The following is a 22141-nucleotide window of genomic DNA, read 5'->3' as shown; positions in this document are numbered from 1 at the left end:
TTTATGGATTTACCGCTGCGACTGCCTTCTGGCGATCACGTTTCATTGTATTGGAGCGTAATTGTCCACAAGCTGCATCAATATCTGTACCATGCTCCTGACGGACAACACAATTGATCCCTTTTTTCTTGAGGGTATCGTAGAAGGCCATCACGCGCTCTTTAGGACTACGGCTATATTGGTCATGCTCACTAACAGGGTTATAGGGAATCAAGTTGACATATGACAATTTCTTGATATTTTTGAGCAATTCAGCCAACTCCAAGGCTTGTTCAACACCGTCGTTGACTTCATTGAGCATGATATATTCAAAGGTTACACGACGATTAGTTGTTTCGATATAGTACTCAATAGCTGCGAAGAGCTTTTCAATCGGAAAGGCACGGTTAATTTTCATGATGCTTGAGCGCAATTCATTGTTTGGTGCGTGAAGAGACACAGCCAGATTGACCTGTACGCCTTCATTAGCAAAGTCACGAATTTTATGGGCCAAACCTGAGGTTGAAACCGTGATGTGACGAGCACCGATTGCCATCCCCTTGTCATCATTGATGGTACGGACAAAATTCAACACATTGTTGTAGTTATCAAATGGTTCACCAATTCCCATAACAACGATATGGCTGACACGTTCATCCTGACCACGTTCATCAAAGTATTTCTGAACCAACATGATCTGCGCTACGATTTCCCCGTTATTAAGGTCACGTTGTTTCTTGATCAAGCCTGATGCACAGAAGGTACAACCAATATTACAGCCGACCTGAGTGGTAACACAGACTGACAAACCGTAGTGTTGACGCATGAGTACTGTCTCAATCAACATGCCATCTGGCAACTCAAAAAGATACTTAACGGTACCATCAGCTGACTCTTGTACAATCCGTTGTTTCAAAGGATTGACCACAAACTGGTCATTGAGTTTGGCAATCAAATCCTTGGAAAGGTTGGTCATTTCTTCAAACGACTGGACACGTTTACGGTAGAGCCATTCCCAGATTTGATCTGCTCGGAATTTCTTTTCTCCTTGTTCTAAAACCCATTCTTGCATGGTTTGACGTGTTAAACTATAAATAGACGGTTTCATCTCTTCTCCTTATTCTCTATCTATTTCTGACGAATGACAAAATGGCGCTGTCCCTTGTCCTCTTTCTGAGACTTTTGGTCCTTATGACGACGTCTATTTCGCTTATCCGCATTTGGTTTTCTCTTGTTTTGAGAAGGTTTCTTGCCTCTTCTAGGAAGATTTTCCTCTTCCTTTTTACGCGATTTCTTGTCAAATGACGCACGCTTCGGTGCTTGGTTTTCTAGGACAAAATAGGCACAACCATAACTACAGTACTCCAAAAGATAGTCCTGTAAGCGACTGATCTTTTCAATTTTTTCCTCTGTTCGATCGTCTTTGTAAAAACCACGTAGGCGGAGCTGTTCATTACTCCAATCCCCCACGACATAATCAAACTTGGTCAACACTTCTGAGAAGCGTTGATTAAAGACTGTCACATCGAAAGCATCCTTGGTATTTTCAACCAAGGTAAAAGCAATCCCTTCAGTCTCAACCTTATCCCCATTTACTTGAAATTCTGGGCCAGGAAACTTGTTATAGTTGTATAATTCAGGTGCAATTTCTTTACGCATAGTCTTCCTTTTCCACGATTACTTAACACTCTATTTTACCATAATTTCTAGCAGTTAGCACGTTTCTCATAAAAATGAAAAAAGTCTGACGATTTTGTCAGACTCCTGCCTTATAAAGCAAAAAGAGAAGAATGACTCTTCCCTTCCTATTCATTATTTTGCTGCTGCGTAGAGCTCATCTACTTTGTTCCAGTTAATGACTGAGAAGAAAGCTTTGATGTAGTCAGGACGTACATTGCGGTATTTCACGTAGTAAGCATGTTCCCAAACGTCCAAGCCCAAAATTGGTTTTTTACCTTCTGAGATTGGTGTGTCTTGGTTTGCTGTTGAAGTTACTTCAAGTTTCCCTTCTTTGTTGACAACCAACCATGCCCATCCAGAACCAAAACGAGTTGTAGCCGCTGCTGTAAAGGCTGCTTGGAACTCTTCAAATGAACCAAATGTTGCGTCGATTGCTGCTGCAAGTTCTGCTGATGGAGCAGTTTTTTCAGGAGTCATCAATTCCCAGAAAAGAGCGTGATTCAAGTGTCCACCACCATTGTTGATAAGTGCTTGACGGATATCAGCTGGGATAGAATCTACATCAGTAAGCAAAGCTTCAAGGTCTTCACCAATTTCAGGGTGTTTTTCAAGAGCTGCATTTGCATTGTTGACATAAGTTTGGTGGTGTTTGTCATGGTGCAAGTGCATTGTTTCTGCATCGATGTATGGTTCCAAAGCGTCGTATGCGTATGGAAGGTCTGGTAAGATAATAGCCATCTGTAATACCTCTTTTTCTTTCTATATGAAAATGATAACGCAATCATCCTCTTTTTTCAAGTTTTTTGCTCAATTTGCTTCTGCCGCGATCTGCAAAAGTGCCTTTTCAAACAGGTACCCTTTTTCATAGACACCTGTCTTAATCTGGTAGTCCGTTTCAATCAAATAAGAAATCGCTCGCTTGAGAAAGGCCAAGGAAATCCCTCTCGAATCTCTCAATGCAAACTTGATTTGATAAGGATTAGGGTTGCGCCCCAAGTAAGTTCCCAGACTGCTTGCAATCTGCGATTCCGTCTGACCAGTATCTGATAAAATCTTCACTTGGGTAAAGGTTCGAAACTGTCCTAACATGACAGCTATGAGCTTGATCTCATCCTCCCCTTGCAAGGTCAAGTCTCTAACCAGGTCACGGGCCAGGTCAATCTTCTTAGCTAAAATAAGCTGAGTCAAATCAAAAATATTGTCTTGCAAAGTCTTTGGAATGGCTTCGATAATATCCTTCTCCTCAATCACGCCGTCTGATTTATAAGACTGTAAAAAAAGGAGGTTTTTCTGGATTTCACTAAATTGAAAACCAGATTTGATAAGTAGATTTTCAAAGGATTGCCCCACAAACTGCAGACCTTGTGTCTGACTCCATTTTTGGAAATACTGGCGGAGTTCTTGTTCCTTGGGTTCAATAGCATCAAAGACAGTCGCATCTCGTTTGAGCAATTTGACCAACCGTCTTTTACTATCCAACTTTCCTTCCGCAAAAATCAACAACTTGGTTGTTGGCGAAGGGTTATCAAGGTATTCCTCAAACGACTTGAGCTCATCATCTGTTAAAAAGCGTTTCTTGGCTGTTGTGATATCGACAAAATGGTCTAATATCACGATTTTTTCATCCGCAAAGAAAGGGAGACTGACCAACTCCAACTCTAAGTCTTTATAGGCTACTTCTTTCATATCAAAGTAAGCAAAATTGAGATCAGCTGGATCATAACCAATCTGTTTCAACACTTGACTCTTCATAACTTCAAACTGGCCCTGGTCTGTCCCTGTAAATAGATTCAAGCTAGATAAATTTGATAGAGATACCTTTTGACTCTCTTCTATGGCTAGCATCATCTCTCCTTTCTTCTGATTTTTTATTAAACTTAATCAATATAGCGCAATTTCCCACGGAAATCTTCTAGGCTCTCGTACCCTTTTTCCGCCATAATAGCTTTCAGTTCATTGGTAATGCGTTCAAAAGCACCTACGCCTTCTTTGTGAAGGGTAGTCCCTACTTGCACCATGCTGGCACCACAGAGGATATGTTCAAAGGCATCACGTCCGTTCAGAACGCCACCCGTTCCGATGATTTGGATTTGAGGATTGAGACGTTGGTAAAAGGCGTGCACATTAGCAAGAGCGGTCGGTTTGATATACTCTCCACCAATGCCACCAAAACCATTTTTAGGACGAATCACGACAGACTCGTCTTCTATATAAAGGCCGTTTCCGATAGAGTTAACACAGTTAACAAACTTGAGTGGATACTTATTGAAAATAGCAGCCGCTTGGTCAAAGTGAACAATATCAAAATAAGGTGGCAATTTGATTCCAAGAGGTTTGGTAAAGTAGGCAAAGACTTCTGCCAAAATACGGTCTGTTGTCTCAAAATCATAGGCAATCTGAGGTTTTCCTGGAACATTTGGACAAGAGAGATTAAGCTCTGTCAGTCCTTTGAATTCACTCTCTTGAACTTTTTTCAAGATGGTATGTGTTTCTTCTGGAGACATGCCAACTAGAGATAAGAAGAAGGTTCGGTTTGGCTCCTTTTCCTGCAAGTCCAAAAGATAGTCCAGATAGTAGTCCAAGCCATTATTTGGTAAGCCCATGGAGTTGATAGAACCAAGTGGAACATCCTGGTAGCGTGGCTCAGGATTGCCCTGACGAAAGTCCAAGGTCGCTGTCTTCGTGACAAAAGTACCCGCTGCTGAGTTTTTGACCCCTTCAAGCTCTTCTATCGTCATACAAGCAACACCCGCAGCATTCATCAAGCAATTGTCAAACTCAAAGCCAGCTATTTGTGTTTTCGTTGATACCATGATTCTGATCCTCCAGATTCCTTTTATTTCTAATATTATACCATACTTTAAGATTTTCTCTTTGAGAAACTAATTTCTATATAAAACGTTCGGTTTTGTAAATTGAAAGAATTTTTAGAAAATTTCTGTTTTTTTCTTTACACTCAAAAAAAATTCTGCTATAATGGCTCATGTAATAAAATATAACAACAAAAAGGAGAACGATATGACATCTGCTAAAGACTATATCCAAAGCGTGTTTGCAACTGTGAAAGCTCGTAACGGGCATGAGGCTGAATTTCTCCAGGCGGTTGAAGAATTCTTCAGCACTTTGGAACCTGTATTTGAAAAACATCCCGAGTATATCGAAGAAAACATCTTGGCACGTATCACTGAGCCTGAGCGCGTGATTTCTTTCCGTGTGCCTTGGGTGGACCGTGATGGAAAAGTCCAAGTCAACCGTGGTTACCGTGTTCAATTCAACTCAGCTGTTGGACCATATAAAGGCGGACTTCGTTTCCACCCAACTGTGAACCAAGGGATCTTGAAATTCCTCGGCTTTGAACAAATCTTTAAAAACGTCTTGACTGGACTTCCAATCGGTGGAGGAAAAGGGGGGTCAGACTTCGATCCTAAAGGAAAGACTGACGCTGAAGTGATGCGCTTCTGCCAAAGCTTCATGACTGAATTGCAAAAATACATCGGACCATCTCTTGACGTACCTGCTGGTGATATCGGTGTTGGAGGACGCGAAATTGGTTACCTTTACGGACAATACAAACGTCTTAACCAATTTGATGCGGGTGTCTTGACTGGTAAACCTCTTGGATTTGGTGGTAGCTTGATTCGTCCAGAAGCAACTGGTTATGGATTGGTTTACTACACTGAAGAAATGCTCAAAGCTAATGGTAACAGTTTTGCTGGTAAGAAAGTGGTTATTTCAGGTTCTGGTAACGTAGCTCAATACGCTCTTCAAAAAGCGACTGAACTTGGTGCAACTGTTATCTCTGTATCTGACTCAAACGGTTATGTCATCGACGAAAATGGTATTGACTTTGATCTTTTGGTTGATGTTAAAGAAAAACGCCGTGCTCGTTTGACTGAGTACGCAGCTGAGAAAGCAACTGCTACTTACCATGAAGGTTCTGTATGGACTTACGCTGGTAACTACGACATCGCTCTTCCATGTGCGACTCAAAACGAAATCAACGGCGAAGCAGCTAAACGTTTGGTTGCTCAAGGAGTTATCTGCGTATCTGAAGGTGCTAACATGCCTAGTGACCTTGACGCGATTAAAGTCTACAAAGAAAACGGAATCCTTTACGGACCTGCCAAAGCTGCCAACGCTGGTGGTGTAGCCGTTTCAGCGCTTGAAATGAGCCAAAACAGCCTTCGCCTTTCATGGACTCGTGAAGAAGTTGATGGACGTCTCAAAGACATCATGACAAACATCTTCAATACAGCTAAAACAACTGCTGAAACATACGGTCTTGGTACTGACTACCTTGCAGGAGCAAATATCGCTGCCTTCGAAAACGTAGCAAACGCTATGATTGCACAAGGTATTGTTTAATTAGTCGATACATCCTATCGGAGGACAAATGATGAACTTACGGCCAATGGAAGTAAGAGATAATCCAGCTGTAGCGCAGCTCATTCGAGCTAGTCTTGAAGAATTCGGGCTTGACAAACCTGGAACTGTCTACTTTGATTCTCATCTAGATTATTTGGCCGACTACTATCAACAGCAAGAGAGAGCAGCTTACTTTATTCTGGAAGATGAAGGTCAGCTGGTTGGCTGTGGTGGCTTTGCACCTGCGTCTGATAAGATTGCTGAATTACAAAAACTGTACGTCACTAAAAATAGCCGTGGCAAAGGTTATTCCAGCAGGTTGATAAAGAGGATATTCCAGGAAGCCCATCTAGCTGGTTATGAACAGCTTTATCTAGAAACCTCTACTGAACTGGCTACGGCTGTGGCCATCTATCAGCACTATGGTTTCACATCACTGCAACAACCACTTTCTAACGCTGCCGGCCACCCAGCTATGAATATCTGGATGATAAAATCCCTCTTATCAGATGAATAGATGGCAGTATACTCTGGTCGACTCGAAGACATCATGACCAAGAACCACAACACAGCTAAAACAACTTTTAACAATGTAGCCAAGGCTATGATAGTAAAGGTATTGTTTCAATTTATTTTTCAATCCCCAATCACTCTGATTGGGGATTTTTATATTGGTTTTAAAAAAGCTCACTATTTTTAATAGTAAGCTTAAAAATCAAAATTCACTTTACTTCTACTAAGGCAAAAGACAGGCATTCAACAATTTCGTTTACTGCTTCATCTATGTTTACATCTTCCTTATCATTCAACATCATTGGAATAATATAAGAAAGACTCAAAGCTAAAATATAACGAACGATTCTTTCATTTGACCAATCTCGGATAACACCCTTTTCTTTAAACTGATTCAGGACTGAACTAATTGGCTTAATGATAGAGTGAACAATGACATTCCCTAACTGGTCAGAAATAGTTTTATCAATAAAAGAACGACTCAAGAGAATTTTAACTTGCATTTGATTCTTCTGAATGAAAACTAGTCTATCTCGAACAATGCTTCTCAGAAATAGCGGAAAAGACTCTTGGTTTGCTGTAAATTTCTTCTCAGAAAAATCAGCAATCACATCTGGAATAACCTGTTCGAGAAAAGTTGACAGAATAGCTTCTAAGATGCCTTCCTTGGTTTTAAAGTAACTAAAAACTGTCCCTTCTGAAACTCCAGCCTCCTTAGAAATAAGGCTAGCTGTTGTATTTTCAAAGCCAATTTCTGAAAATAACTTTAGACTTGATAATAAAACTTGACGTTGTTTTAAACTCAAGTTGCTATTTTCTAATGTCTGAGCATACTTTTGTTCTAAACTTTCCATTGCTGGCACCTCTCTGCTACTCTCTTACTTTTACAACCTTCTTACCTCGAGTATGTCCCGACTTCAGGCTACGATATGCCTCTCTAACTGACTTTAGAGAAAAATCATAAACCTGGTCAATATTCAGCCGAACCTTCCCATCTGAGACCATTTCCGCTAGAGTGTTAAAATCATCATATGTAGAATGTCTCGGACCCGTGAACTGAGCTCCTCTTATCATAACATATGGTGAAGGTACTAGCGTTCCAATAGCCGTGCCCTTCAATCCTAAACTGAAAGCCAATTTAACATAATCACTTCCATAGCAATCCAAGAATTTTGTAATTGGCTTTGCACTTGCTGATAGAAGAGCATTCTGGATGTTTCCTTCGTAAGCTACTGGTATGGCACCTAAGGACTTTAGATAATCTGAATTTTTCTTACTCGCAATTCCAATAACCGTTGCCCCTTTAGCAACCGCATACTGTACTGCGATACTTCCAATACCTCCTGCTGCTGCTGAAATAACTACAACATCTTTAGAGTTTAGCTCAATCTTTCTAAAAGCACCTCCCACTGTTAAAGAGGCTACACCCATAGTAGTTGCATGGTTCATATCAATCATCTCTGGCTTCAACACAATTTCTGATTCATTGACACAAATTTCTGTTGCCAAAGCTCCCCTCTTGGTTTCCAATCCAGGGTCACTGATCATTGTTCCAAAAACCTTATCCCCTACTGCAAACCTACTTACTCCTTCACCAATTTCTGTGATAACTCCAGCAAAATCCCGACCAACACCTCTTGGAAAAAGAGATGATTTTGACTCAAACCAACGACTTGGGTTCCTGAGTTTTGTCATAAAAGATAGAAATCGGAGTGGCTTTGCACCTTCAAAAGTCTTATAATCAATAGGATTTAAACCAACTGCATGAACTTCTACCCTCACTTGATTCAGTTTCAAAGAATCAGATTTAATGTTCACTAAATCTAACACTTCTTCATCACCGAAATGACTATATTGTATTGCTTGAACAACCATTGTATGAACTCCTTTACACATCTACAAAATTGAGTGAGCACTCAATCATTTTTTCTTGATTATACACTTATTCTTCATAGATTTCAACTATACTGTTTCCACAACTTCTAACAAAAACTGCTCATGATAAAAATAGAGCTATTTTCCCTTATGAAAGATTATCAAACTAGAACTCAAAGAAATCCGACTGCTTATAAAAGCAACCGGATTTTTATATATCTAATTTTTCAAAAAATTTGCCTGCAGACTGCTTTTCTTTTAGCTTCTCCAGCAGCTCGTTCTCCAGAAAAGGACTTAGCTCGTCAAAATCTTGGCAAACCTTAAAAACCGTCTCTCTATCCATCTGACCATAAGCTAATTCGTAATAGTCCTTATGATGATGCCAGTTCTGGTCATAGTTGACGTCTGTACGTTGATAGTAAACAATGTTTTGCTTCGGAGTCAGGTAAAGCTTCTGTGTTAGAATACTTTTCTGATCTTTGGACAATTTACTGCGACTAAAAATCTTAACACCTTGAAAAATCTTGCGCTCATGGATACCTTGATTTGTGACTTTCAATTCAACTCTTTTATAGTGCATATAGTCACCTCCAAAAATTACTTTCATTATATCAAACTCTGGCAGATTTGCAAGCAAAAGTATCATTTCCAAAAGTCTTTAGTCGCCTCTAAAATCTCTTCTGTAGGCGTCACTGTAGCCTCAATAATGTTCTTGCCAGTCTTTTTCAGATAGGCTTGTATCAGATGATAGCCATAAGCATAGCCTGCAGCATAGGGCATACCAACCGGAATTTGACCCTGTATCTTCGCGATTTCATCACCGTAGAGATAAGGAGCCATTTCCGCCATCCCCGTTAGCTGTAGCTGACTGGAGATGATAGGCTTAATCTCTTCTAACTGCTCGGAACTAGTTGAAGTGACCCAAGGTCCGATGAGATCCTCGCCATAGAGCTCAGCCGCAAAAGACTCTGCCAAGCCTTCACTGACTACCCAGTCTGCTAGTGTCGTCTGCTGATTCCATTTGATAAATTGGAAGCGGACATTATGGTTGCACTCGTGAGCCAACGCCGCCTGCACACGTGGTAAAGTATAGTCATTTGGTAGCAGACTAAGCATGAGATAACCTGGAATTCCTCCATCTCCGCTGTAACCCTTATTGAGCTGTAGCATAGGTTTTTCTGGATTGCCCAATAAAATAGTAAAATGGTAATCCTCAACCACTAAGTCATAGCCAGCCTGCTCAAAAAGACCAATACTCCTCTTGATGGTATCTTGACAATTTTGCCAGAGTTGATCAGAGCTCAGAGAGTCGATAGCTGGTCTATCCTTTTCTGAGAGAGTTGAGGGTAACTGATTCATAAAGCCAAGTAGGAAAAGAGCATCAAATCCTCCAGGATACTTTGCTTTCAGAGGAATGTGTTGCGTTTGGTATTTGGTTGCAAAAGGTGCTAATATTTTAGCTCGAAAGCAACCTTCTCTCTTTTCCAAAGGAAGCTCGAGCATCTCTTGGTAAACTTTATCTGAACGAATCATATTGATTTGCATGGTAATCTCCTTTCTTATCTATTATTAGTATAATCCCTTACCTAAGGTCAGAGTCAAGAAGAAAATTGAAATTATATCAAGATTCTAGTAATTGTTAGTAAAAAAACTAGAACTTTCGTATCAGACCATAATTTCAAGTAGGTTTACCCATTTTAAATCGTAACAGAAAAAACCACTACTCCTAAGAATAGCGGTTTTATATGTTTTTTAAGCTACTAATGTAGTTGCTCTATTATTTAAGAGTAACTGAAGCTCCAGCTTCTTCCAATTTAGCTTTGATTTCTTCAGCTTCTGCAGTTGGAACGCCTTCTTTGATGACACCTGGTGCACCATCAACAAGTTCTTTAGCTTCTTTAAGTCCAAGACCAGTGATTTCACGTACAACTTTGATAACGCCAACTTTTTTGTCACCAGCAGCTGTCAACTCAACGTCAAATGAGTCTTTAGCAGCACCAGCGTCAGCAGCACCAGCTGCAGCAACAGCTACAGGAGCAGCTGCAGTTACACCAAATTCTTCTTCGATAGCTTTTACAAGGTCGTTCAATTCAAGGATTGAAGCTTCTTTAATTTCAGCAATAATGTTTTCAATGTTCAATGCCATTGTTATTTCCTCCAAATAAGTTTTAAATTTTATAATAGTTTTTTTCGTAGCTAGGCTACGCTGCGTAGCTTAAGATTAAGCTGCGTCTTCTTTGTTGTCTGCAACCGCTTTGACTGCAAGAGCAACGTTGCGCACTGGCGCTTGAAGTACAGAAAGGAGCATAGAAAGAAGTCCTTCGCGGTTTGGAAGAGTTGCAAGAGCAACGATTTCTTCTTTAGATGCGACAGCGCCTTCGATTGCACCACCTTTGATTTCAAGTGCTTCAGCGTTTTTAGCAAAATCGTTCAAGATTTTCGCTGGTGCGATAACATCTTCGTTAGAAAATGCTACAGCAGATGGTCCAACAAATACTGATGCAAGATCTTCAAGACCAGCTTTTTCAGCTGCACGACGCAAGATTGAGTTTTTAATGACTTTATACTCAACTTCGCTTCCACGAAGCTCACGACGAAGAACTGTATCTTGCTCAACTGTCAAACCACGAGCGTCTACAACGACGATAGATGCAGCAGCTTTCATTTTTTCAGCTACTACGTCAACTAGTTCCGCTTTTTTAGCAATAATTGCTTCACTCATTAGTGTGTTCACCTCCGTAATTATTTTGCTTGGGGAATTTTTCCAAAAGAAAAACGCGCCCAAACCTAGACACGAAAGTACAATACGCTTCTTTTTACATGATACGTTTTGTCCTCGGTAGGATACTTATGAGTCGAGCTCCCCTACTGTCTTAGGCAGTTTTTTCAAACCGTATATAAGTATAGCATAGACAAAAAAAGAATGCAAGATTTTTGCAGACTTTTTTTGAAATATTTTTTTTAAATCTCTACTGTCAAAACTTTGCCTTGCTTAACCACCTGTTCTCCAGCGATATAAACATCATCGACATCACTGGATTTGACAGCATAAACCAGGTGAGAGAGCATATTATTCTGAGGTTGAAGATGGATTTTTCCTTGTGGTTGAATGACCAGAAAATCTGCCTGTTTGCCGACTTCTAGGCTTCCTATCTGTCCTTCCATTCCAAGAACCTTAGCACCCTCTATCGTCAGAGCTTTGAGGGCTGTTTCAATAGGAAATTGGCTGGCATCTCCACTTTTCATCTTTTGAAGAAGGGCTGCAGTCCGTCCTTCCTCAAACATATCTAGATTGTTATTGGAAGCAACCGAGTCAGTCGCAATTCCGACTGCTACTCCTGCTTTTTGCAGTTGGATGATTGGAGCGATTCCTGAGGCCAGTTTTAGATTACTGATAGGATTGTGGGCGATAGCCACTTGAGAAGTCGCCAAGCATTCAATTTCTCTCTCGTTTAGTTCAACCCCATGAGCAAAGACAGACGGATGATCTAAGTAACCTAGTTCTTCTAGAAAGGCGAGGGGGCGTTTGCCGTAGCGTTTGAGGATAATTCCTGACTCCTCCTTGGTCTCCGCTACATGGATATGTATGGCAATGTCCAGCTCTTTTGCCATATCTAAGCTTGCTTCCAACAAATCTTTACTACAACTATACGGAGAATGTGGAGCTACCATAACCTTGAAATTTGGATTTTCATATCCTAAGATTTCCTCTATGATGGCTCGTGTTCTGCTTATAGTCTCAGCAGTTGTTTCTGCCTCTGAAGAAAAGAGGGTCGGTGAGAAATAACAACGCATCTTAGAGGCCTTGACTGCCTGATAAATTTGCTCAATATCCACACCATTGGGATTATACATATCGTTGAAGGTTGTTGTCCCTGACTGGAGCATCTCTGTCAGAGCTTCTTTGACTGCCTTGGTAGTCATATCGGGAGTAAATCCTGCTTCTGCTGGCCAGATATAGTCATTGAGCCATTCGTGGAGATTGCTATCATCCCGAATCCCTCGCAAGCCTGTCATAGCAGAGTGGGTATGGCAATTGACCAAACCAGGCATAATCCAGGCTCCCTGATAGTCTATAATCTGCTCAGCTTGCTCTAAAATCTCTGGCTTCTCTTGACCGACATAGACGATTTGAGAATCCTTAACGGCTAAGACACCATCCAAATAAACATGGAAATCTTGGTCACAAGTCACGATATTTACATGCTGATAGACTTTCATTGTTTTCTCCTTCTAAGACCTTGATTTTTTCTAGCTATTGTAACAAAAAAGTCACCCGAAGGCAACTTTTAGTGTCATTAAGAATTTAAATGGGTAGGAATGACTTATTCAGAGCTAAAGGCCGCAGCTTTTTGCATTTGGTAATACTTGCCCTTTCTATCCATGAGATCATGATGGTTACCATGCTCCACAATGTCACCATCTACCAAGACAAGAATCAAATCCGCATCCTGAATGGTTGACAAACGGTGAGCAATAATAAAGCTTGTGCGCCCCTTCATGAGTTTGGCAAAGGCATCCTGTACTAGCACCTCTGTCCGTGTATCGATGGAGGAAGTCGCCTCGTCTAAGATAAGAATCTTTGGAATAGCTAGAAAGACTCGGGCGATGGTCAAGAGCTGGGCTTGACCGACAGAGAGAGATTCTCCTGCATTTTCCAACTTGGTATCGTATCCCTGTGGCAACTGTTGGATGAAAAAGTCTGCGTTGGCTGCTTTTGCGGCAGCAATCACCTGCTCCCTACTGGCATCAGGATTTCCAAAGGCAATATTGTCATGAATGGTCCCTTGCTTAAGCCAGGTTTCTTGGAGTACCATGCCAAACTGCTGTCTCAATGACGCTCGGGTATAGTCGTAAATGGAACGACCGTCTAGCAAGATATCTCCCGAGTTAATAGGATAAAAACGCATGAGGAGATTGATAAGAGTTGACTTACCAGCACCTGTCGGACCAACGATGGCTACCTTGCTGCCAGCTGGGATATCGATGGATAAGTCCTTAATCAAGATTCTTTCAGGATTGTAGCCAAAAGAAACATGCTTAAAGGAAATGGCTCCCTTCACTTGGTCACTGGTCAAGACTTCCTTACCTGTTTCAGCCACCTCTGGACTTTCTAAGACAGCATAGACACGCTCTGCACAAGCGAGAGCACTTTGCAACTCGGCTAAAACAGAAGAAATATCGTTAAAGGGCTTAGTGTACTGTTGGACGTAATTCAAAAAAGTCACTAAACGTCCGATGGTCAAGGTGGACCCCATCATGATTCTATAAGCTCCTACTCCAGCAAGAAGAGCATAAATGAGTGCGTTGACAAAGCGAGTTGAAGGATTGACCGTTGATGAATAAAAGATAGCTGACTGAGAATAACCTGCGTAGTTGCCATTCGCCTCGTGCAGTCTTTGGATAAACTCTGTCTGAGCATTAAAGGACTGGATAATAGTTTGCTGGCTAAGAGACTCTTCAATCAACTGAGTCTGAATTCCTCTCGTCTCTGTTTGCTTCTGGAAGAGATGATAGGAGCGTTTGGCAATAAAGCGTGAAATCACCATGGACAGCGGCGTCAACAGCAAGACCAAGAGGGTCATGAGGAGGTGGATTTGAAGCATGGCTAGAATACTAACCAAAATCATCAAAACGCCAATGAAAAATTGGTTAAAAATCATGGTCAAGCCGGCTGCCAGCTGTTCTATGTCTGTGGTTACACGACTGACCATCTCTCCACTGCCCTGCCGATCCACAAAAGCAATCGGTAAACGATGGAGCTTATGAATGATTCGCTCTCGCAAGTCTTTGGTATAAGAGAAGATTAGACGATTATAAAGAAGAGGATTGGCCCATTGTACCAGAGTATTTCCTATGACTACCAAGATCATCTGAATGAAAATCTGCCAAAAAACTGGTGAAGAACCAGTTACGAGGACCTGGTCAATGACCTGCCCAATCAAGATAGGTAGGTAGATCGATAAAGCAACTTGGGCAATAGTTCCTAGAAAGGCAAGGAAAAGGAGGAAAGGATGGTTTGCTAAATCTATGGCCAAACGTTTGAGCGTCTGGTTTGCGGTTTGTCGTCTCATGTTAGTCCTCCTTTCCATGTTGGGATGCATTGATTTCGCGATAGACTTGGCTAGTCTTCATCAATTCCTCGTGCTTACCAACAGCTAGGAGCTCACCTTTTTCTAATAGGAGAATCTGGTCAGCCATCTGAAGTGTCGAAGTCCGTTGAGAAATCAAGATTAAGCTCGTATTTGGCAGATTTTCTCTAATAGCTTTCAAGAGCTTGGACTCGGTAATGGTGTCGAGGGCCGAGGTCGCATCATCTAAGATGAGAAATGGAGCTTGGCGCAAGACTGCACGTGCGATAGACAGCCTTTGTTTTTGTCCACCTGAGAAATTTCGACCTCCTGCCTCAACCAGGGCATCCAAGAGTCCTTCCTTTTCACTGACAAAATCCTTAGCTTGCGCAATCTCCAAGGCCTGCCATAATTGCTGGTCAGATACTTCTTGATTGAAACCTAGAGTCAAGTTGGAACGAATAGTGCCTTTAAAGAGTTCGACTTTTTGAGGCACATAGGCAATCCAAGACCGCCACTGCTCCAAATTACGAGGACTACGCCCATTTCGATAAAGGTCAATGCTCCCCTTGTCTGCCGGATAAAGACCAAGTAAGACTTGCACCAAGCTTGATTTACCAGAACCAGTTCCTCCGATGATACCAAGGAGCTGCCCTTGCTTCATATCAAAGGAAATGTTTCTCAGAGAAGGCTGGGCCGCATCAGGATAGGTAAAGGTTAACTCTTTGACTTGTAAAACCCGATCACCGGTAGCTTGTTTTTGTTCTAACTCTGAATGGATATCCTCTGGAGCCTCGTCAAAGACTTCCTCGATTCGCTTGGCTGAGATATAGGATTGGTTGAGGGAATTGATCAGCATGGCGAGCTTAACCAATTCCACCAAAATCTGCAAGAGATAGTTGATGAGGGCAATCAGGGCACCTTGGCTGAGTAAATCTCCTTGTATAGAAATATATCCCTGCCAGATGATGACGAGAAGAGTTCCATTAACAATCAGATAGGTCAGAGGTGTTAATAAACTAGACCAGAAGCCTGTTTTTTCTTGCAATCTGGCATAAATGTGGTTAAGAGTTTGAAAAATTTGTAACTCTCGTTTTTCCTGACCAAAAGCACGAATAACTCGCATCCCTTGCAATTGCTGGCGTGTTTCCTGAACCAGCTGGTCCGTTTTTTTTCTAAGACTGCTGTAGAGAGGATTGACCAGTCGAGAGAGACCGACAATGACAATCGTCAAAATGACAACCATAACTAAAAACCAGAAAGTCAGCTCAGCCGAGATGCGATAGGCCATAAAGATAGCCCCAAAGACGATAATAGGTGCTCGCAAAAAGAGGCGCAGGAATTGATTGATACCAATCTGTATCTGGTAGGTATCCGAAGTCAAGCGAGTCACCAAGCTAGAAGTTGTCAAACGATCTCTGCTATCCTTGGGTAAGGAAAGAATATGACGATAAAGGTCATCTGTCAGTTCCTTGGCGAATCCAACCGCTGCCTTGGCTGAGTAAAACTGGGCTATCAAGGCCACTAAAACGCCAATCACTGCAAAGATAAGGAGCAGGCCAATCTGCATCCAGAGGTGTCCCTGATCTCTCTGGGGCAAGGACTGGTCAACAATCCCAGCAATCACCATGGGAACCAAGAGTTCAAAAACAGCTTCTAGCAGCTTGAACAGGGGTGCTAGAATCGACTCTTTGATGTAGGGTTTGAAGTAAGATAGTAAGTGTTTCATAAATCCCTTCTATTCTTATTCTGGAAATGAAGAAAGTGGGAAGCCCCACCCTCTCCGTTTTATTTGTTTAAGTAAGGCAATAGATAGCCATATCCTGCCTCTTCCATCTCATCCTTGGCTACAAAGCGCAAGGATGCAGAATTAATACAGTAACGGAGGCCACCTAACTCCTGAGGTCCATCTGTAAAGACATGACCCAAGTGAGCATTTCCTGACCGAGAACGAACCTCGATTCGCTCCATTCCATGGCTCAAATCCTTGTAATAGTGAATCAATTCCTTAGAAATCGGACGACTAAAACTTGGCCAACCACAACCTGAAGCAAACTTATCCTTAGCGAAAAAGAGCGGTTCACCCGTCGTGATGTCTACATAAATCCCTTCTTCAAAGGTCTGGTCATAAGCATTACTAAATGGAGCCTCTGTAGCAGCTTCTTGCGTAACACGGTAAGACTCTTCAGTTAAGCTTTCCTTCAACACCTCTTGACTAGGTTTTTCATAGTTGGCTGCGTCAATCAATGGCTTCTCAGCATCGGTCACATCGATATGACAATAACCGGAAGGATTTTTCTTGAGATAGTCTTGATGGTAGTCTTCAGCCAAAATGTAGTGATGAAGTTTCTCCACTTCTACTGCAATCTTTCGACCCAGCATACGCTCCTGCTCCTGCACCACTGTGTAGATAGCTGGCAAGTCTGCTTCATCCTGATAATAGATTCCCGTTCGATATTGGCGACCACGGTCATTTCCTTGCTGGTTGATAGATAAAGGGTCAATGACACGGAAATAATAAAGTAAAATCTCTCTGAGTGACACAGCCTTCTCATCATAAATCACTTGAACAGTCTCTGCATGGTCTGTTTCCTTGAGCAACTGGTAATTGGTCGTTTCGACTTGGCCATTAGCGTAGCCGACACTGGTTGCTAGCACTCCAGAAATTCGTGAAAAATACTCCTCTAGGCCCCAAAAACAACCACCTGCTAGATAAATTTCTGACATCTTTATTTCTCCTTTATCAAGTTTTTAACTAATACTCTTCGAAAATCTCTTCAAACCACGTCAGCTTACATCTGCAACCTCAAAACAGTATTTTGAGCTAACTTCGTCAGTTCTATCCACAACCTCAAAACACTGTTTTGAGCAACCTGCGGCTAACTTCCTAGTTTGCTCTTTGATTTTCATTGAGTATAAACTTCTTTTCAAAAAAAGGATAGGAAGCCCTCTAATCAAGAGTTTCCCCATCCTATCTTCTATTCTTTATTTTGCTTCTACACGGACACCTTGGGTATCAACTTTCAAGTCATGCAGTTTGCCTTTGAAAGACTGCTTTTGCAATTCTGCCTTAATCGCCGGCATCTTGTCGTGAGAAGCCAGAACCATAACTGTCGGCCCTGCTCCAGAGAGGTAGGTCGCATAGGCACCATTCTCTTTAGCTACTTGCTTAATCGTCGCAAATTCACGGACCAGACTTTGACGATAACGCTCGTGGAAGAGGTCCCCCTCGATTGCTTGACCAGCTGTCACCATATCTCCTGCTAACAAGGCTGCAACGGCCACATTGGCGATCGAACTAGCTGCAACAGCTTCCTTGTAGGACAATTTCTTAGGAAGGACACCACGGCTGTCTCGAGTGCGCAATTCATAGTTGGGAATATAAGCTAAAAAATCACACTCTGGGAAATCTGCCACAATCGCCGAAACCTGCCCTTCAACAGAGCTCGCAACAACAAGATTTCCATAGATAGCTGGTGCCACATTGTCAGGATGTCCTTCAATCTTGGTAGCCAACTGCAATTTGTCGTGGTTAGATAAGTTGAGATTGCCCAGTTGGTTAGCCAGTTCAATTCCAGCAACGATAACCGAGCTAGAAGAACCCAAACCACGCGCCAAGGGAACATCACTGGTCATTTTCAAGCGTCTCGGTTGCAAGTCAGGCGCAATTTGCAAGGCAATCTTAAGCAAAAGATTACGCTCGTCATGGGGAATCCATTTGCCAATCTGGTGTTCAATCAACCACTCATCCCGTTCTTCACAGACCTCAATTTGAAGATACTTGGTAACAGCTACACCGACCGAATCAAAACCTGGCCCAATATTGGCACTGGTTGCAGGTACAATAATCTTCATCCTATTCTCCTAACACCTTGAAGGTATTCAAGAGGTCAAATTCTGAAGCTTTGGCCAACTCAGCTGAAACATTCTCAAGCTGCGCTTTATTAATCTTATGAGTGATAATCACTACACGCGCCTTGTCACCCTCTTTACCATCTTGGAGGATTTGCTTGAAGGAAATATCTTGAGCGTTGAAAATCTCAGCCAATTTCAAGACCTGACCTTTTGAGTCTGGAGCCAAGATTGAGAAGTAGTAATTAGCTTTGACATCTTCTGGATTAGCCAAGACCAAATCACGGCTGTATTCGTTGAAGTCTTTACCAATGGTACCATCATTCAAGCGACGAACGATACGGACAATGTCCGCTACAACACTTGTTGCAGTTGGTTTTTGACCCGCACCTGGTCCGTAGTACATCGATTCACCGATGCCGATAGACTCCACAAAGACTGCGTTCATTACCCCATTCACACTAGCAAGCGGGTGCGCTTTAGGTAGGAAGGTTGGAGTCACTTCTGCAGCAATACCTGAAGGAGTTTCCTCGATAGAACCAACCAATTTCACTACATAGCCAAGGTCTTGGGCTACAGCTACATCTTCTGGTGTGATGTTGCGGATTCCCTTGTGGGCTACATCGTCAAAGGCAACCTTCATACCAAAAGCAAACTGGCTCAAAATCACCATCTTGTAGGCTGCGTCAATCCCATCTACGTCATTTGTAGGGTCGCTTTCTGCAAATCCTAGTCTTTGTGCTTCCGCAAGAGCATCATCATAAGACCAGCCTTCTTCGACCATCTTGGTCATCATGAAGTTAGAAGTCCCGTTAACGACGCCAAGAACGCGCGTGATTTTATCAGAAGCCAACGAATTTGCCAAAGTACGAAGAATTGGAATCCCACCAGCTACTGCTGCTTCATAGTAAAGTGCTACATTATGCTCTTTAGCGATTTCTAACAATTCTGCACCATGAACAGCCAAAAGGTCCTTGTTAGCAGTAACAACGTGTTTCCCAGCTTCTAAGGCACGAGTGATAAAGGTCTTAGCTGGTTCGATACGCCCCATCAATTCCACTACGATAGTAATGTCCTTGTCTGATAAAATATCATCTACATTGGTTACGAAGTTAAAGTCATTTCCTGCTGCAAGCAAGCGGTTCTTTTCATCTTCATCCTTGACCAATACCTTGGCTACTTCAATCTCTGAATGAGCTGACTGAACGATTTTTTCTCCATTTTCCTTTAGGAGGAATGGCACACCACTTGCAACGGTACCAAATCCAAGTAAAGCAATTTTAACTGTCATGTTTGTCTCCTAGAAATTTTCTGATATAGCCATTATAACAGAATTTTATGAAAATTCCTATTATAGTAAATCACTATTTCAGTCTAGTAAAGAAAAAACGAATCATCTGATTCGCCTTTTCTGATAAGTAAAAATTGATTTCTAAAAACTATGAATTAATTTTTTGAAGACCGAACACAGCGTCGTGATTGATCATGATTTGCCCATACTCTTGCAAAATGGAACGACTGATGTCACTGTCATCTGCAAACTCACGCATACGAGCCAAGAGCCAAGCTGGATATGGACTTGGATGATTTTCTACATCAACTAAGATTGTCAAATAATAGTGTCCATTCATCTTATAGAGTTCAGATGTTTCCATCTGGTAGTTAACCGTCTTTGCAAAAGCAACTAAGTCACCAAGGCTTACAAAGCGCAGGATATAGTAGATATAAGGTTCTTTCTTACTCTCAGTCTCCTTGTCTGCCTGCTCTTGCTCTTCTTCCTTTGCTTCGACTTGCTCTAGAGATTGGATAGCTTCAATATCGTCCTTGGTTTTCTCTGCGATACTCTTTTCTAGAGTCTTGAGAAATTCATCTGGCGACAATTGGGCTAATTCTTCCATATCTGGTAGATCCGCCAAATCTTCAAAATCCAGATTTTGGTCAATCTTGGACTTGGTCACAAAGACGTCCACCTTATCAGGTTTTGGCGTCACGCGGAAACTCAGCATGCCACTATCCAAGAAATTGTCTGGCATCTCTAACTCATCTAAAATAGCATAGAAAAACTCTTCGGTTTTTTCCTGAGGAACGAGAAAGTCTGCAATCTCCATTCCCCGATCCATCAAATCATCTAAAGTCATTGTGATTTTCAGTGTTGTATCACTGATTTGTTTCATCTTCATATCTAGTAACCTCATACTTTCAGTCTATCTATTATACTAGATTTTTACGATTTTATCAAAAGAATGAAGCGAGAATGTGATATAATACTAGATATGATTTTAGATTTAAGAAAGAAAGTTCAATGAAAAATATAAAAGTAAATGCCTTGGCCAGCTTGCTGGTCAATATTCTCAATATCGTTTTTCCACTGATAACCAATCCTTATCTGACGCGGATTCTCAGCAAATCCAATTACGGTTATTTCAATACAGCCAATACCTGGGCAAGTTTCGTTATTCCACTAGCTGCCTTTGGAATATACAACTACGGGATTCGAGCTATTAGTAAGGTCAAGGATGACAAGAATAAAATCAACTACGTCTTTTCTAAGTTGTTTTATATCTCGGTTTTCACCTCTCTCCTGACGACAGGTATCTACTTCCTCATTATCTTCTTTGACACCAGCATTGAGAATCTGAAAGTTCTCTACTACATCTTAGGGGCTCAAGCACTCTTCCAATTTCTCAATATCGAATGGATGAACGAGGCTTATGAAAACTATGCCTTCATCCTCTACAAAACATTAATTATTCGAATTACCATGCTGGTCGCTATCTTCGCCTTTGTTAAAACGGCAGATGATATCGTTCCTTATGCTATCGTTATGACAGCGACCACTATCCTCAACTATCTGCTCAGTTTTCTTTGGATTAAGAGAGAAGTTTCTTTTGTTAAGATTGGATTCGTCGAATTAGTCAAAGCTTCTAAACCACTCTTTACTATGCTTCTCTTAGCGAACGCTAATATGCTTTATACCTTGTTAGATAGAATGTTTATCACTAAGGGGCCGGATGAAAACTATATTTCCTACTATACAATTGCCTATAGTATAGTCATGCTGATTGCCAGTGTCTTGAGTGGAGCTATCAACGTCAGTATTCCACGCCTCGGCTACTATCTCGGGAAAAAGGATTACAAGTCCTATAATTATCTCGTGAATCAAGCGGCATCCTTATTCTATTTCCTTATGGTTCCAACTAGTATCGGGATTATGATATTGGGACGGTACGCAACTGTTATTTATTCTTCTGAAAAATATCTTGAAGCGGGTATCGTAACTAGCGTCTTCGCTTTTCGTACCATCATTTGGGCTATTGAGTTGATTCTTGGTAAACAGATTATCTTTATCAACGACCATGAAAATCGCTTAACCGCCTTCTACTTCCTTGGTGGTGGTGCCAATATACTATTAAATAGCATCTTGTATTTCAATAATATTTTTGCACCTGAGTATTACATCGCTACGACCATTATCGCAGAAACTATCGTTGTTTTACTTGAAATTCATTTTATCAAGAAACACCAACTGATTAGTTTAAAAGAAATTTTTATAACCTTAACACGTTATAGCCTCATATCCCTTGGTTTTATCCCAATCTTCTATATTTTCAAGATGATTTTCCAAATCAATTCCTACACAGTAAACTTTAATATGATTCTCATGGTTCTTTCTACCGTGGCAACTTGTGGTATCTATTACCTCTTGACCCTCTTTATTACCAAAGACAAAACACTCCACTATGCACTGAACCTTGTACTTGCTAAATTAAAACGAAATTAAAAAAATCCCCTACTGATAAATTAGT

At 41.4% G+C, this 22141-nt stretch carries 22 protein-coding genes and 1 other annotated feature; of the genes, 4 read left to right on the top strand and 18 right to left on the bottom strand.

From position 1 onward, the window contains the following. Nucleotide 1: 1 nt before the first annotated feature. From rlmN to MK395_RS02460, 5 genes are all read right to left on the bottom strand, one after another. Nucleotides 2–1087 carry a dual-specificity RNA methyltransferase RlmN gene (rlmN, locus tag MK395_RS02480; RefSeq protein WP_061599238.1) on the bottom strand — a complete coding sequence of 362 codons (1086 nt, stop codon included), beginning with the start codon at nt 1085–1087 and terminating at the stop codon, nt 2–4. A 20-nt stretch (nt 1088–1107) separates the two neighbouring features. Further along, on the bottom strand, nt 1108–1638 hold the full coding sequence (locus MK395_RS02475; protein WP_268711208.1) for a YutD family protein: 531 nt from the start codon (nt 1636–1638) through the stop codon (nt 1108–1110). A gap of 153 nt (nt 1639–1791) precedes the next feature. Beyond that, a complete protein-coding gene (gene sodA, locus MK395_RS02470) occupies nt 1792–2397 on the bottom strand; it encodes a superoxide dismutase SodA (RefSeq protein ID WP_061420763.1) in 606 nt (201 codons plus the stop codon). Nucleotides 2398–2466: 69 nt separating this feature from the next. After that, entirely contained in the window at nt 2467–3504 is a 1038-nt protein-coding gene (gene holA / locus MK395_RS02465; RefSeq protein WP_268711207.1) for a DNA polymerase III subunit delta, read from the bottom strand. 32 nt (nt 3505–3536) lie between these two features. Beyond that, a complete protein-coding gene (locus MK395_RS02460; RefSeq protein WP_268711206.1) occupies nt 3537–4472 on the bottom strand; it encodes a dihydroorotate oxidase in 936 nt (311 codons plus the stop codon). Between the two features lie 205 nt (nt 4473–4677). On the opposite strand from MK395_RS02460, the gene gdhA reads away from it, so the two are divergent. From gdhA to MK395_RS02445, 3 genes are read left to right on the top strand one after another with little or no spacing between them, the layout of a single operon-like run. Next, a complete protein-coding gene (gene gdhA, locus MK395_RS02455; protein ID WP_000199516.1) occupies nt 4678–6024 on the top strand; it encodes an NADP-specific glutamate dehydrogenase in 1347 nt (448 codons plus the stop codon). A 31-nt stretch (nt 6025–6055) separates the two neighbouring features. Beyond that, nucleotides 6056–6541 carry a GNAT family N-acetyltransferase gene (locus tag MK395_RS02450; protein ID WP_084918214.1) on the top strand — a complete coding sequence of 162 codons (486 nt, stop codon included), beginning with the start codon at nt 6056–6058 and terminating at the stop codon, nt 6539–6541. Next, entirely contained in the window at nt 6542–6724 is a 183-nt protein-coding gene (locus MK395_RS02445) for a hypothetical protein (RefSeq protein WP_240146446.1), read from the top strand. 22 nt (nt 6725–6746) lie between these two features. Here the strand turns inward: MK395_RS02445 and MK395_RS02440 are convergent, their stop codons facing one another. From MK395_RS02440 to mecA, 13 genes are all read right to left on the bottom strand, one after another. Beyond that, nucleotides 6747–7391, bottom strand: coding sequence for a TetR/AcrR family transcriptional regulator (locus MK395_RS02440; RefSeq protein ID WP_268711205.1), 645 nt, complete (start codon nt 7389–7391; stop codon nt 6747–6749). 16 nt (nt 7392–7407) lie between these two features. After that, nucleotides 7408–8412 carry an NADP-dependent oxidoreductase gene (locus MK395_RS02435; protein WP_268711204.1) on the bottom strand — a complete coding sequence of 335 codons (1005 nt, stop codon included), beginning with the start codon at nt 8410–8412 and terminating at the stop codon, nt 7408–7410. Nucleotides 8413–8623: 211 nt separating this feature from the next. Beyond that, the gene (locus tag MK395_RS02430) at nt 8624–8992 is read right to left on the bottom strand and encodes an EXLDI protein (RefSeq protein ID WP_065371957.1); all 369 of its coding nucleotides are present in this window, start codon (nt 8990–8992) and stop codon (nt 8624–8626) included. Between the two features lie 62 nt (nt 8993–9054). Next, a complete protein-coding gene (locus MK395_RS02425) occupies nt 9055–9957 on the bottom strand; it encodes a DUF2268 domain-containing putative Zn-dependent protease (protein WP_268711203.1) in 903 nt (300 codons plus the stop codon). Nucleotides 9958–10189: 232 nt separating this feature from the next. Next, nucleotides 10190–10558, bottom strand: a complete 369-nt coding sequence (gene rplL / locus MK395_RS02420; RefSeq protein ID WP_001196964.1) for a 50S ribosomal protein L7/L12 — start codon at nt 10556–10558, stop codon at nt 10190–10192. A gap of 75 nt (nt 10559–10633) precedes the next feature. Next, the gene (rplJ, locus tag MK395_RS02415; protein WP_001287274.1) at nt 10634–11134 is read right to left on the bottom strand and encodes a 50S ribosomal protein L10; all 501 of its coding nucleotides are present in this window, start codon (nt 11132–11134) and stop codon (nt 10634–10636) included. A 38-nt stretch (nt 11135–11172) separates the two neighbouring features. Then, nucleotides 11173–11308, bottom strand: a sequence feature (ribosomal protein L10 leader region). Nucleotides 11309–11373: 65 nt separating this feature from the next. Continuing rightward, nucleotides 11374–12633, bottom strand: coding sequence for a TRZ/ATZ family protein (locus MK395_RS02410; RefSeq protein ID WP_268711202.1), 1260 nt, complete (start codon nt 12631–12633; stop codon nt 11374–11376). A gap of 104 nt (nt 12634–12737) precedes the next feature. Then, nucleotides 12738–14486, bottom strand: coding sequence for an ABC transporter ATP-binding protein (locus tag MK395_RS02405; protein WP_268711201.1), 1749 nt, complete (start codon nt 14484–14486; stop codon nt 12738–12740). A gap of 1 nt (nt 14487) precedes the next feature. Next, a complete protein-coding gene (locus MK395_RS02400) occupies nt 14488–16212 on the bottom strand; it encodes an ABC transporter ATP-binding protein (RefSeq protein ID WP_268711200.1) in 1725 nt (574 codons plus the stop codon). Between the two features lie 59 nt (nt 16213–16271). Further along, on the bottom strand, nt 16272–17210 hold the full coding sequence (gene msrB / locus MK395_RS02395; RefSeq protein WP_084942711.1) for a peptide-methionine (R)-S-oxide reductase MsrB: 939 nt from the start codon (nt 17208–17210) through the stop codon (nt 16272–16274). A 258-nt stretch (nt 17211–17468) separates the two neighbouring features. Beyond that, a complete protein-coding gene (gene thrB, locus MK395_RS02390) occupies nt 17469–18338 on the bottom strand; it encodes a homoserine kinase (protein ID WP_084944633.1) in 870 nt (289 codons plus the stop codon). Between the two features lies 1 nt (nt 18339). Beyond that, nucleotides 18340–19626: a homoserine dehydrogenase gene (locus MK395_RS02385; protein WP_000216365.1), complete on the bottom strand. Its 1287-nt coding sequence runs from the start codon at nt 19624–19626 to the stop codon at nt 18340–18342. Nucleotides 19627–19774: 148 nt separating this feature from the next. Next, nucleotides 19775–20515, bottom strand: coding sequence for an adaptor protein MecA (mecA, locus tag MK395_RS02380; RefSeq protein ID WP_268711665.1), 741 nt, complete (start codon nt 20513–20515; stop codon nt 19775–19777). Nucleotides 20516–20637: 122 nt separating this feature from the next. Between mecA and MK395_RS02375 the strand changes: the two genes are divergently transcribed. Continuing rightward, nucleotides 20638–22116: an oligosaccharide flippase family protein gene (locus MK395_RS02375; protein ID WP_049490167.1), complete on the top strand. Its 1479-nt coding sequence runs from the start codon at nt 20638–20640 to the stop codon at nt 22114–22116. The last annotated feature ends 25 nt before the right edge of the window (nt 22117–22141 follow it).

It is taken from the genome of Streptococcus oralis (genome assembly GCF_026782085.1).
Taxonomy (GTDB): Bacteria; Bacillota; Bacilli; order Lactobacillales; family Streptococcaceae; genus Streptococcus; species Streptococcus oralis_DA.
The sequence above is the reverse complement of the archived record's forward strand: the minus strand, read 5'-3'. Positions and strand labels throughout refer to the sequence as shown.

Excerpts from the sequence above, each read along its gene's own strand:
- rlmN (WP_061599238.1), bottom strand. The coding sequence starts at position 1,087 with ATGAAACCGTCTATTTATAGTTTAACACGTCAAACCATGCAAGAATGG.
- MK395_RS02475 (WP_268711208.1), bottom strand. The coding sequence starts at position 1,638 with ATGCGTAAAGAAATTGCACCTGAATTATACAACTATAACAAGTTTCCT.
- sodA (WP_061420763.1), bottom strand. The coding sequence starts at position 2,397 with ATGGCTATTATCTTACCAGACCTTCCATACGCATACGACGCTTTGGAA.
- holA (WP_268711207.1), bottom strand. The coding sequence starts at position 3,504 with ATGCTAGCCATAGAAGAGAGTCAAAAGGTATCTCTATCAAATTTATCT.
- MK395_RS02460 (WP_268711206.1), bottom strand. The coding sequence starts at position 4,472 with ATGGTATCAACGAAAACACAAATAGCTGGCTTTGAGTTTGACAATTGC.
- gdhA (WP_000199516.1), top strand. The coding sequence starts at position 4,678 with ATGACATCTGCTAAAGACTATATCCAAAGCGTGTTTGCAACTGTGAAA.
- MK395_RS02450 (WP_084918214.1), top strand. The coding sequence starts at position 6,056 with ATGAACTTACGGCCAATGGAAGTAAGAGATAATCCAGCTGTAGCGCAG.
- MK395_RS02445 (WP_240146446.1), top strand. The coding sequence starts at position 6,542 with ATGGCAGTATACTCTGGTCGACTCGAAGACATCATGACCAAGAACCAC.
- MK395_RS02440 (WP_268711205.1), bottom strand. The coding sequence starts at position 7,391 with ATGGAAAGTTTAGAACAAAAGTATGCTCAGACATTAGAAAATAGCAAC.
- MK395_RS02435 (WP_268711204.1), bottom strand. The coding sequence starts at position 8,412 with ATGGTTGTTCAAGCAATACAATATAGTCATTTCGGTGATGAAGAAGTG.
- MK395_RS02430 (WP_065371957.1), bottom strand. The coding sequence starts at position 8,992 with ATGCACTATAAAAGAGTTGAATTGAAAGTCACAAATCAAGGTATCCAT.
- MK395_RS02425 (WP_268711203.1), bottom strand. The coding sequence starts at position 9,957 with ATGCAAATCAATATGATTCGTTCAGATAAAGTTTACCAAGAGATGCTC.
- rplL (WP_001196964.1), bottom strand. The coding sequence starts at position 10,558 with ATGGCATTGAACATTGAAAACATTATTGCTGAAATTAAAGAAGCTTCA.
- rplJ (WP_001287274.1), bottom strand. The coding sequence starts at position 11,134 with ATGAGTGAAGCAATTATTGCTAAAAAAGCGGAACTAGTTGACGTAGTA.
- MK395_RS02410 (WP_268711202.1), bottom strand. The coding sequence starts at position 12,633 with ATGAAAGTCTATCAGCATGTAAATATCGTGACTTGTGACCAAGATTTC.
- MK395_RS02405 (WP_268711201.1), bottom strand. The coding sequence starts at position 14,486 with ATGAGACGACAAACCGCAAACCAGACGCTCAAACGTTTGGCCATAGAT.
- MK395_RS02400 (WP_268711200.1), bottom strand. The coding sequence starts at position 16,212 with ATGAAACACTTACTATCTTACTTCAAACCCTACATCAAAGAGTCGATT.
- msrB (WP_084942711.1), bottom strand. The coding sequence starts at position 17,210 with ATGTCAGAAATTTATCTAGCAGGTGGTTGTTTTTGGGGCCTAGAGGAG.
- thrB (WP_084944633.1), bottom strand. The coding sequence starts at position 18,338 with ATGAAGATTATTGTACCTGCAACCAGTGCCAATATTGGGCCAGGTTTT.
- MK395_RS02385 (WP_000216365.1), bottom strand. The coding sequence starts at position 19,626 with ATGACAGTTAAAATTGCTTTACTTGGATTTGGTACCGTTGCAAGTGGT.
- mecA (WP_268711665.1), bottom strand. The coding sequence starts at position 20,515 with ATGAAGATGAAACAAATCAGTGATACAACACTGAAAATCACAATGACT.
- MK395_RS02375 (WP_049490167.1), top strand. The coding sequence starts at position 20,638 with ATGAAAAATATAAAAGTAAATGCCTTGGCCAGCTTGCTGGTCAATATT.